Raw genomic sequence first — 995 nt, 5'->3', positions numbered from 1 at the left:
ATCGGCACCGGCATCATGGGCCACCCAATGGCGGCGAACCTGCAGAAAGCCGGTCACAGCCTGTTCCTGTCGGCACACCACGACGCCGCGCCTGCCGATCTGGTTGCTGCTGGCGCCGTTGCCCTGGCGAACCCCAAAGAAGTCGCCCAGGAAGCTGAATTCATCATCGTCATGGTGCCGGATACCCCGCAGGTCGATGACGTGCTGTTCCGCGCCGACGGCATTGCCGCGGGTATCGGCAAAGGCAAAGTCGTGATCGACATGAGCTCGATCTCGCCGACCGCCACCAAGGCTTTCGCGGCCAAGATCAACGAGAAAGGCGCGCAATACCTCGACGCCCCGGTGTCCGGCGGTGAAGTTGGCGCCAAGGCTGCGACCCTGAGCATCATGGTCGGCGGCGATGCCGATGCCTTCGAGCGCGCCTTGCCACTGTTCCAGGCAATGGGCAAGAACATCACCCTGGTTGGTGGTAACGGCGACGGTCAGACCGCGAAAGTGGCAAACCAGATCATCGTTGCGCTGAACATCCAGGCAGTGGCCGAAGCCCTGCTGTTCGCGGCGAAGAACGGTGCCGACCCAGCCAAGGTGCGTGAAGCACTGATGGGCGGTTTCGCTTCGTCGAAGATCCTCGAAGTGCACGGCGAGCGCATGATCAAGGGCACCTTCGATCCAGGCTTCCGCATCAGCCTGCACCAGAAGGACCTGAACCTGGCCCTGCAAGGTGCCAAGGAACTGAACATCAACCTGCCGAACACCGCCAACGCCCAGCAAGTGTTCAGCACCTGCGCGGCCATCGGTGGCAGCAACTGGGACCACTCGGCGCTGATCAAGGGCCTGGAACACATGGCGAATTTCTCGATTCGCGATAAGAACTAATCCTGCCCCGCCGCTCGTTCCCACGTTCTGCGTGGGAATGCAGCCCGGGACGCTCTGCGTCCCAAAGCGGACGCAGAGCGTCCATTGAGGCATTCCCACGCAGAGCGTGGGAACGATCA

General features: G+C 62.2%; 1 protein-coding gene. It reads left to right on the top strand.

Annotated features, from left to right (window positions below; all coding sequences use genetic code 11):
- Positions 1-876: 2-hydroxy-3-oxopropionate reductase (locus tag D8V06_RS09865; RefSeq protein ID WP_130930884.1), on the top strand; the 876-nt coding region annotated here is incomplete at its 5' end.
- Between the last annotated feature and the right edge of the window lie 119 nt (positions 877-995).

This window comes from Pseudomonas sp. Sample_24 (assembly GCF_004307605.1).
Lineage (GTDB): Bacteria > Pseudomonadota > Gammaproteobacteria > Pseudomonadales > Pseudomonadaceae > Aquipseudomonas.
Note: the sequence above shows the minus strand (reverse complement) of the source record. Positions and strands in the feature narration are given on the sequence as shown.